The 10277-nt window shown below is 59.8% G+C and carries 8 protein-coding genes; 6 read left to right on the forward strand and 2 right to left on the reverse strand.

The features are described from left to right. Positions 1 to 10: 10 nt before the first annotated feature. Both ABLV17_RS13050 and ABLV17_RS13055 read right to left on the reverse strand, forming a co-directional pair. Positions 11 to 550, reverse strand: coding sequence for a tetratricopeptide repeat protein (locus ABLV17_RS13050; protein ID WP_113373887.1), 540 nt, complete (start codon positions 548 to 550; stop codon positions 11 to 13). A 175-nt stretch (positions 551 to 725) separates the two neighbouring features. After that, positions 726 to 2009 (reverse strand): putative acyl-CoA thioester hydrolase, encoded by a 1284-nt coding sequence (locus tag ABLV17_RS13055; RefSeq protein ID WP_015704788.1) that lies wholly within the window; start codon positions 2007 to 2009, stop codon positions 726 to 728. A gap of 213 nt (positions 2010 to 2222) precedes the next feature. On the opposite strand from ABLV17_RS13055, the gene hutI reads away from it, so the two are divergent. The 6 genes from hutI (at position 2223) to ABLV17_RS13085 (ending at position 10067) form a co-directional block, all read left to right on the forward strand. After that, on the forward strand, positions 2223 to 3482 hold the full coding sequence (hutI, locus tag ABLV17_RS13060) for an imidazolonepropionase (protein ID WP_271032783.1): 1260 nt from the start codon (positions 2223 to 2225) through the stop codon (positions 3480 to 3482). Continuing rightward, positions 3479 to 4435 carry a formimidoylglutamase gene (gene hutG, locus ABLV17_RS13065; protein ID WP_271032784.1) on the forward strand — a complete coding sequence of 319 codons (957 nt, stop codon included), beginning with the start codon at positions 3479 to 3481 and terminating at the stop codon, positions 4433 to 4435. Before hutI ends, hutG begins: the two co-directional genes overlap by 4 nt. A 61-nt stretch (positions 4436 to 4496) precedes the next feature. Further along, positions 4497 to 5222 carry a histidine utilization repressor gene (locus tag ABLV17_RS13070; protein ID WP_087860047.1) on the forward strand — a complete coding sequence of 242 codons (726 nt, stop codon included), beginning with the start codon at positions 4497 to 4499 and terminating at the stop codon, positions 5220 to 5222. 142 nt (positions 5223 to 5364) lie between these two features. Continuing rightward, positions 5365 to 7053: a urocanate hydratase gene (gene hutU, locus ABLV17_RS13075; RefSeq protein WP_015367623.1), complete on the forward strand. Its 1689-nt coding sequence runs from the start codon at positions 5365 to 5367 to the stop codon at positions 7051 to 7053. Continuing rightward, a complete protein-coding gene (gene hutH / locus ABLV17_RS13080; RefSeq protein WP_308959181.1) occupies positions 7050 to 8585 on the forward strand; it encodes a histidine ammonia-lyase in 1536 nt (511 codons plus the stop codon). The genes hutU and hutH overlap by 4 nt, the downstream gene beginning before the upstream one ends. Positions 8586 to 8684: 99 nt before the next feature. Beyond that, a complete protein-coding gene (locus tag ABLV17_RS13085) occupies positions 8685 to 10067 on the forward strand; it encodes an amino acid permease (protein ID WP_015367620.1) in 1383 nt (460 codons plus the stop codon). Positions 10068 to 10277: the final 210 nt, after the last annotated feature.

Genomic DNA, 10277 nt, shown 5'->3' on the forward strand with positions numbered 1-10277 from the left:
ATCACGACTATCAGGATTCAGGATGTCCGTTTATTGCCGACTGAAGATCGCGGTACTCTTCGCAGCTTTGGCCGCAAATGTCGGCAATCGCCGCCAGCTGCTGTTTGGCCAGATCGGGGCGTCCTTTAACCATCCATGCTTCGCCAAGGTATTCGCGGGCTTTCGCGTAGTCTGGTTTCAGCGCCAGCGCCCGCTGATAATAGCCAATTCCTTCATCGGTTCTCCCGAGCTTACGCGTGGCGTAGCCGCGATAGTTCCACGCCTCAGGCGTATTGGCATTGTGCAGCGTATCCAGCAGGTTAAGCGCGGCCTGATATTCCCCTTTTTTCGCCAGATGCCAGGCATAATTGGTTTTATCTTCATCGCTAAGGCTGCTGGTTTTCTGCGGGACGCATTTTTGGCTCACGCTGTCGTAGGCCTGTCCGCTCGGGCAATCCGGGGTTTGTTTGCTCGGGCTGTTATCGCCCATGGCCAACGCCGCCGGGGTATATAACAAAAATAGCAGCGCCGGAACGACTAAGCGCCTGATGGGAGAAATTTGTGCGTTCATGGTGACCTCCAGGTGGGCGAGAGACGCGATAAGGCATCGCGTTGCCGGTTCTAAGGAGTAAACGCGCAAGCGGGGGGATTTATTCGCCGTTGGCGAAAATTATTAATTGGCGTTGTGGCGAGAGTATGCGTCGATAAGAAAAGCCCGCGCTCGGGGGGAGCGCGGGCCGATAATATTACTGTTTCGGAGCGGCAACCACAAAGCTGCCCACGCCGCGGTTGTTATATTCCCACATGCGGTTGAAGCCGTTGTCGTTAAGGTTACGCTGCGGGTTGCCTTTGTCATCCTGCGCGCCAACGTTACCGCTGAAGGCGCGGTTAGAGCCGACCGCCGCCGCCCACGGTTGAGCAATGTTAAAGCCTTCATTGATGACGCTATCGCGGATTACCACCTGGCCGTTGCTGTTGCCGTCGACGTCCAGCGCGCGGCCCAGTTGCGCGACGTTATCGCCGGACGCGGTGAAGCGGCTGTTGGTCGCCAGGAAGCCGTAGGTCACGCTTTTCAGCGTTGCCGGCGCGAAAACGTAGGCTTCTTTCTGCGTACGCGAGTTCACGACGCGGAAATCGGTATTATCAAATACCACCGCGCCGCGACCGGAAACGATATCCACATCGCCTTCAATATAGCTATTGGTCACCAGCGTGCGGGTTTGACGGTTGTCCTGCAGACGGTTCTGCACGCCGCTATTGGTCACAAAGAAGGTGTTCTGGCGGCCAAGAATGTTGACCTTGTTGATCTGCACCTGGTCGCCATCGCTGCGCAACGCCACCGCCTGGTGGGTACCGGCATCGACGCTATCGCCGAGATTGTTGGCGATAGTCAGGTTCTGCAGCTGCAGGCCATTGTTCTGCGACCAGAAGACCGCGGAACACATCACGCCCACGGTGGCGGCGGATTTGCTCTGGCAACTGTCGAACATATACCACGCGGGTTTGCCTGGCATATATTTGCCGCCCGGATTAACCAGATGACGCCAGCTATTACGGTCCATTTCGGAATCAATTGCTTCGCTGATTTTGACGTCGGCAGGGTTTTCACCGGTACCATAAATCGTCAGCGCGCCCGGCGCGGCAGGTACGTAGACGGTACCCGCATATTCGCCCGGCATAACGGCGATGAACAGGCGACGGGCAGAGTGACGGGCAATCGCCGCATCGACCGCGGCCTGAATAGTCGTGTGGGTCACGCCCTGGGCGCCCGCTGGGCCGACGATGAAATCAGGCTGCGCCGGCAGGCTGATAGCGGATGGCGTCCACGCGGCGGCATTCGGCGTCAGCGACTGGAAATAGGCCGCTTGAGTAAAGTTTTTCGCTTCATCGGCGCTAAGAATCGGCCGTGCGGTATTGCCCGGTGCAGTCTGCGTTGAGGGCTTTTGATCGGCAGGCGTCGAGCTACAGGCGGACAGCGTCACGCCGAAGGCCAGCGCCAGCGCCAGACGGGAAACGGAATATGTGTTCATGTTGCTCCGGGCGATAATATGCAAAGTTACATACCCTTTGTGCGCGACAGGGTATAAGTCCTTTAAAACCTGCTGTTTTATACTAACTTGAACGAAACGGGAAGATGCCAGTTCAAAAACTTCACTTCTTTACGCAACGCGAAGCGCTGAGGGAACGTCTTTAGTCACAAAAAAATAACATTTACCCGCGCTTTTATTGACATTACCGGCGTTATGAAAATAAATGTCTATACAACCCATGACAAGTTGAATGCTATGACTGAAGCCACCTCTGAACTCGTTATCTGGCGAAACGCGCGTCTCGCCACCCTGAACCCTGATTATTCCCAACCGTATGGCCTGCTGGAGCGCCATGCGCTGCTGGTGCGTAATGGCCGCATCGAGGCGATCGTCGACGATGCTGATGCCCCGGCAGGGCGTCATATCGACCTCGAAGGCCGGCTGCTGACGCCGGGTCTTATTGACTGCCACACGCACCTGATTTTTGGCGGCAGCCGGGCGCAGGAGTGGGAGCAGCGGCTGAATGGCGTGTCGTATCAAACCATCAGCGCCAACGGCGGCGGCATTAACTCCACCGTGCGCGCCACGCGCGAAAGCAGCGAAGCTGAACTACTGGCGCTGGCGCAGCCGCGTCTCGCTCGCCTGCTTCGTGAAGGGGTGACAACGCTGGAGATTAAATCAGGCTACGGTCTCGATCTGCAAAACGAACGCAAAATGCTGCGGGTCGCCCGAAAACTGGCCGACGACAACGGAGTGGAACTGTCGGCGACGCTGCTCTCCGCCCACGCCACGCCGCCGGAATATCATGGCGACGCCGATGGCTATATCTCGCTGGTCTGCGAGACCATACTGCCGATGCTGTGGCAAGAGGGGCTGTTTGAAAGCGTTGACGTCTTCTGTGAAAACGTCGGCTTCAGTCCACAGCAAACCGAGCGCGTATTTCAGGCCGCGCAGGCGCTGGGCATTCCGGTAAAAGGCCACGTTGAGCAACTCTCGTCGCTGGGCGGCGCTCAGCTGGTGAGCCGCTATCATGGGCTTTCCGCCGACCATATCGAGTATCTGACGGAAGAGGGTGTGGCGGCGATGCGCGAAAGCGGCACCGTGGCGGCCCTGCTCCCCGGCGCGTTCTACTTCCTTAACGAAACCCGCAAACCGCCGGTGGAACTGCTGCGCAAGTACCAGGTGCCGATGGCGGTGGCGACCGATTTCAACCCGGGCACCAGCCCCTTCGCCAGCCTGCACCTGGCGATGAATATGGCCTGCGTCAAGTTTGGTTTAACGCCGGAAGAGGCCTGGGCCGGGGTGACTCGCCATGCCGCGCGGGCGCTGGGGCGACAGGAGAGTCACGGTCAGCTGGCGGCGGGCTTTGTCGCAAACTTCGCCATCTGGGATGCCGAGCATCCGGTCGAGATGGTGTATGAGCCGGGGCGCGCGCCGCTCTGGGGGCGTGTGGTACGAGGAGAACTGCAATGATGCTGTGGCAAGCTACACCCGCCAACCTTTGGCAGGGGCGAGATGATAGCGCGGAGGCGCCCAATGCGCTGCGCCTGTTCCAGACCATCGCCCGCGCGGAACGCTTCGCGCCGCAGGAGATGCCCGGCGATATCGCGCTGCTCGGCTTCGCCTGCGACGAAGGCGTACGGCGTAATAAAGGTCGTACCGGCGCCGGACATGGCCCGGAAACGCTACGCCGGGCGTTGGCCAATATGGCCAGCCATCAGGGCCATGACCGCTGCGTAGACATGGGCACGATTAGCGTCGATGGCGAACAGTTAGAAGCCGCACATCAGGCGCTGCGCGAGGCGGTGGTCGCCTGTCAACGCGCCGGCAAACGCACGCTGGTGCTGGGCGGCGGCCACGAGACGGCCTTCGGCCACGGCGCTGGGGTACTGGATGCCTTCCCGGGCGAAAAGGTGGGTATTATTAATCTCGATGCGCATCTTGATTTACGCTTTGCCGAATGCGCCAGCTCCGGGACGCCGTTCCGCCAGCTGGCGCTGGAGTGTGAAGCGCAGCAGCGAGGTTTTCACTATACCTGCATTGGCGTCAGCCGGGCGGCGAACACCCAGGCGTTATGGGATGAAGCGGCGCGCCGCCAGGTGGCTATCGTTGAAGATCTGGAGGTGCTGGCAGCCTTCGAAACACGCGTGTTGCCGGAGCTTGAGCGCAATATCGCGCAATTCGACCGTCTGTATCTGACTATCGATCTCGACGTGCTGCCGGCGCGCGAAATGCCGGCGGTTTCCGCGCCGGCGGCGCTGGGCGTGCCGCTGGCGACCCTGCTGCGGATCGTTGAGCCGTTGTGCCGCAGCGGTAAGCTACAGGCGGTGGATTTGGTCGAGTTTAATCCGCAATTTGACATCGACGGACAGGGCGCCCGCGCGGCGGCCCGTCTGGCATGGCAAATCGCCCATTGGTGGCGCTAGCGATCCGCGCTATTATTTTCGTTTCGCCGCTCCGCTTATTACGCATAAGGAAAGCCAGGCCATGTTTGCACAACAACCTCGTTCCGCGCCCGCGCCTTTCTATGAAAAGGTGAAGCAGGCGATCAGCGAAAAGATCCACCGCGGCGAGTGGCGTCCGCACGACCGAATTCCCTCGGAGGCTGAACTGGTCGCCCAGTTCGGCTTCAGCCGCATGACCATCAACCGCGCGCTGCGCGAGCTGACGGATGAAGGCTTGCTGGTGAGGCTACAGGGCGTCGGTACCTTCGTCGCTGAGCCGAAAGGGCAGTCGGCGCTGTTTGAAGTGCGCAGCATAGCCGATGAGATTGCCTCCCGCCGTCACCAGCACCGCTGCGACGTGCTGCTTTTAGAGGAGACCGAAGCGGATGTTATCCAGGCGGAGGCGCTCAACGTCGCCGAAGGCACGCGTATCTTCCATTCGCTGATGGTGCATTTTGAAAACGAGGTCCCGGTACAAATCGAAGATCGCTGCGTCAATGCCGCGGTGGTGCCGGACTATCTATTACAGGATTACACCGCCACCACGCCGCATGATTATCTATCGCTCATCGCGCCGTTAACCGAAGGCGAACATATTGTCGAGGCGGTGCAGGCAACGTCAGAAGAGTGCGCGCTGCTGCGCATCATGCCGCACGATCCCTGTCTGCTTATTCGCCGCCGAACCTGGTCGACGACGCATATTGTCTCACACGCTCGCCTGCTGTTCCCCGGCGCGCGCTACCGTCTGCAGGGCCATTTCAGCTCGTAATTTCCCCTGGCGTCAGCAAAACGTGATTGCTGACGCAATATAACAAAATTGTATCATTTCTGTTAAATCCTGGCTTGCGTAGAGTTGTATAGACAAGTATATGTATCTACGTACACAACGTTAATTGTCAGGAGAAACCCCGATGTCGCAAAGCAAATATCGCCAGCTGGACGTACGTGCCCCGAGAGGCACGACGCTGACCGCCAAGAGCTGGTTGACCGAAGCGCCGCTGCGTATGTTAATGAATAACCTCGATCCCGATGTCGCCGAAAACCCGCATGAGCTGGTGGTCTATGGCGGTATTGGTCGCGCTGCGCGCAACTGGGAATGCTATGACGCTATCGTGAAGGCGCTGAAAAACCTGGAAAGCGATGAGACCCTGCTGGTGCAGTCCGGTAAACCGGTCGGCGTATTTAAAACGCATGAAAACTCGCCGCGCGTGCTGATCGCTAACTCCAACCTGGTTCCGCACTGGGCTACCTGGGAACACTTCAACGAACTGGATGCCAAAGGGCTGGCGATGTACGGCCAGATGACCGCCGGCAGCTGGATCTACATCGGTAGCCAGGGCATCGTACAGGGCACCTATGAAACCTTCGTCGAAGCCGGTCGCCAGCACTATCAGGGCAGCCTGAAAGGCCGCTGGGTGTTAACCGCCGGTCTGGGCGGCATGGGCGGCGCGCAGCCGCTGGCCGCGACGCTGGCAGGCGCCTGCTCGCTGAACATTGAATGTCAGCAGAGCCGCATCGATTTCCGTCTGCGTACCCGCTACGTGGATGAACAGGCCACTTCTCTGGATGACGCCCTGGCGCGCATCAAAAAATATACCGCCGAAGGCCGCGCTATCTCTATCGCGCTGTGCGGCAACGCCGCGGATATCGTTCCGGAACTGGTGAAACGCGGCGTGCGCCCGGATATGGTCACCGACCAGACCAGCGCCCACGACCCGCTGCATGGCTATCTGCCGAAAGGCTGGAGCTGGGAAGAGTATCAGCAGAAAGCCGAATCCGATCCGCAAGGTACTATTCTGGCGGCTAAACGCTCGATGGCCGATCACGTTCAGGCGATGCTGGCCTTTAATGAAATGGGCGTACCGACCTTCGACTACGGCAACAACATCCGCCAGATGGCGCAGGAAATGGGCGTCAGCAACGCTTTCGATTTCCCGGGCTTCGTGCCGGCGTATATCCGCCCGCTGTTCTGCCGTGGTATCGGCCCGTTCCGTTGGGTGGCGCTGTCCGGCGATCCGCAGGATATCTACAAAACCGACGCGAAAGTGAAAGAGATCATTAAAGATGATAAGCATCTGCACCACTGGCTGGATATGGCGCGCGAGCGCATCAGCTTCCAGGGACTGCCTGCGCGTATCTGCTGGGTAGGTCTGGAGTGGCGGCAGAAGCTGGGGCTGGCCTTTAACGAAATGGTGCGTAGCGGCGAAGTCTCCGCGCCGATCGTGATTGGCCGCGATCACCTTGATTCCGGCTCCGTCGCCAGCCCGAACCGCGAAACCGAAGCCATGCGCGACGGCTCGGATGCGGTATCTGACTGGCCGCTGCTCAACGCACTGCTTAACACCGCCAGCGGCGCGACCTGGGTCTCGTTGCACCACGGCGGCGGCGTAGGCATGGGCTTCTCGCAGCACTCCGGGATGGTTATCGTCTGTGATGGTACCGATGAAGCGGCGGCGCGTATCGCTCGCGTCCTGCATAACGACCCGGCGACCGGCGTAATGCGTCATGCCGACGCGGGTTATGATATCGCCATTGAATGTGCGGCGGAACAGGGTCTGAATCTTCCGATGGTTGCGGCAACGCAGGGGAACGCTAAATGAAATCTTTAACGCTAATTCCGGGGCAACTGAGCCTGTCGCAGCTCCGCGACGTTTACAGCCACCCGCTGAACATCACCCTCGATAGCAGCGCGTTTGCGGCAATCGATGAGAGCGTGGCCTGCGTCAACGCCATCCTTGCCGAAGGGCGGACCGCCTACGGTATTAACACCGGTTTTGGCCTGCTGGCCCAGACCCGTATCTCGACGGAAGATCTGGAGAACCTGCAGCGTTCACTGGTGTTATCCCATGCGGCGGGCGTTGGCGAGCCGCTGGACGATGATCTGGCGCGCCTGATTATGGTGCTGAAGATTAACAGCCTGTCTCGCGGCTTCTCCGGGATCCGCCTGAGCGTGATCCAGGCGCTGATTGGCCTGGTCAATGCCGGCGTGACGCCGTGGATCCCGGCGAAAGGTTCCGTCGGCGCCTCCGGCGACCTCGCGCCGCTGGCGCATATGTCGCTGACGCTGCTTGGCGAAGGCAAAGCGCGGGTACGCGGCGGCGAATGGCTGCCGGCGACGGAAGCGTTACGTCAGGCGGGGCTGGAGCCGATTACCCTGGCGGCGAAAGAAGGTCTGGCGCTGCTGAACGGCACCCAGGCGTCGACGGCCTTTGCGCTGCGCGGCCTGTTCGAAGCCGAGGATCTGTTCGCCTCCGCGGTCGTTTGCGGAGCGTTAACCACCGAAGCGGCGCTGGGCTCGCGTCGTCCGTTCGATGCGCGTATTCATGAGGTACGCGGCCAGCGTGGCCAGATTGATGCGGCGGCGCTGTATCGCCACCTGTTGACCGATGACAGCGCGATTTCGCAGTCGCACCATAATTGCACCAAGGTACAGGATCCGTACTCTCTGCGCTGTCAGCCGCAGGTGATGGGCGCCTGCCTGACGCAGATCCGCCAGGCGGCGGAAGTACTGTTAGCCGAAGCGAATGCGGTCTCCGATAACCCGCTGGTCTTTGCCGCTGAAAATGACGTCATCTCCGGCGGTAACTTCCATGCCGAACCGGTAGCGATGGCGGCGGATAATATCGCGCTGGCGATCGCGGAAATCGGCTCGCTCTCCGAGCGTCGTATCGCGCTGATGATGGACAGCCATATGTCGCAGCTGCCGCCATTCCTCGTGAAAAATGGCGGCGTCAACTCCGGCTTTATGATTGCTCAGGTCACGGCGGCGGCTTTAGCCAGTGAAAACAAAGCGCTGTCGCACCCGCATAGCGTTGACAGCCTGCCAACTTCCGCGAACCAGGAAGACCACGTCTCGATGGCGCCGGCTGCCGGTCGTCGCCTGTGGGCGATGGCGGAAAACACCCGCGGAGTGCTGGCCGTCGAGTGGCTGGCGGCGGCGCAGGGGCTGGATATGCGCGAAGGGCTGACCACCAGTCCGCTGCTGGAAGAGGCGCGTCATCTGCTGCGCGAACGCGTGCCGCATTATACCCAAGACCGTTTCTTCGCTCCTGATATTGAAAATGCCACCGAGCTTTTGGCCGCACGTCACCTGACGCGTCTGCTGCCTGCCGTATTGCCTGGCCTGAATTAATCACCGTTGTTCTCTGTACCCGCGTCGGGGGGATGTCATCCCCCCGGCCGTCCTACATCGCATATTTGTCGTCATATAAAAAAACCAGGACACCTGTATATGCAACAACAACACAAACCGCATCTGCTGCGCGGGCTGAATGCCCGACACATTCGTTTTATTGCGCTCGGTTCCGCTATCGGCACCGGGCTATTCTACGGTTCGGCCTCCGCCATTAAGGCGGCGGGGCCGGCGGTACTGCTGGCCTATCTGATAGGCGGCGCGGCGGTCTTTATGGTCATGCGCGCGCTGGGTGAAATGGCGGTGCGCAATCCGGTTTCCGGCTCCTTCGGCAGCTACGCTCGCCAGTATCTCGGGCCGCTGGCCGGATTTATTACCGGCTGGACCTACACCTTTGAAATGGTGATCGTGGCGCTGGCCGACGTCACCGCATTCGGTATCTATATGGGGTTGTGGTATCCCGATGTGCCGCGCTGGATCTGGATCCTTAGCATCATCTTCTTTATTGGCGCGATGAACCTGTGCAACGTGCGGGTGTTCGGCGAGATGGAGTTCTGGCTGTCGCTGATTAAAGTGGTGGCGATTATCGCCATGATGGCGGCGGGCGCGGGGATCATCTTCTTTGGCTTTGGCCATAGTTTCCCGGCCACCGGGCTGGAAAATCTGTGGAGCCACGGGGGCTTTGCGCCAAATGGCTGGCAGGGGATCATCGCTTCCCTTGGCATCGTGATGTTCGCTTTCGGCGGCGTGGAAATTATCGGCGTCACCGCGGCGGAAGCGCAGAACCCGAAGAAGGTTATCCCACAGGCCATCAACACCATTCCGCTGCGTATTATCCTGTTTTACGTCTGCACCCTGGCGGTGCTGATGGCGATATTCCCGTGGAATAGTTTTGGCGAGCAGGGCAGCCCGTTTGTGCTGATCTTCGATGGCCTCGGGATCCCGGCGGCGGCGACCGTGCTGAATATCATCGTGATTAGCGCCAGTATCTCGGCGATTAACAGCGATATTTTTGGCGCCGGGCGCATGATGTACGGTATGTCGAAAGAGGGGCTGGCGCCGAAGTGCTTCCAGCGAATCGCCAGCAACGGCGTACCCTGGATGACGGTCGTGGTGATGGGCGTGGCGCTGCTGGTGGCGGTGGTGCTTAACTATCTGATGCCGGAACAGGTATTTGTCCTGATTGCCTCGCTGGCGGCGTTCGCCACCGTCTGGGTGTGGCTGATGATCCTGCTCTCTCATTTCTCGATGCGCCGCGGTTTGTCGGCTGAAGAGCGCAGTAAGATCGAATTCCCGATCCCCTTCTGGCCGGTTGGCCCGCTGTTGACGCTACTGTTTATGGGGCTGGTAATCGCCGTGCTGGGAATGGTGGAAGAGACGCGCGTGGCGCTGTTAGCCGGGCTGGTCTGGCTGGGGCTGCTGACGGTGGTGTGGTACGCACGCGTGCGTAAAACCGCGCTGCAGGTAGCCACTGAACAGTAAGGTCAATCTCCCCGGTGGCGCTGCGCTTACCGGGGCTACGTTTGGACCGTAGATACTGTTATCGGTTTGCAACGGTTTTGGTCGGGGAAAACATGTGCTTTGTGTTAATTCCGACACATTGCGCTCCCAATATTTCTTCTGCGTTATGTCCCTCATGGCGCAGGGAGCGCACAGGGGGCGGCCAGTCGCCGCCGCCCCCTGTACCCCCGG

The sequence above is a fragment of the Klebsiella sp. CN_Kp091 genome, from assembly GCF_040065095.1.
Taxonomy (GTDB): domain Bacteria; phylum Pseudomonadota; class Gammaproteobacteria; order Enterobacterales; family Enterobacteriaceae; genus Klebsiella; species Klebsiella aerogenes.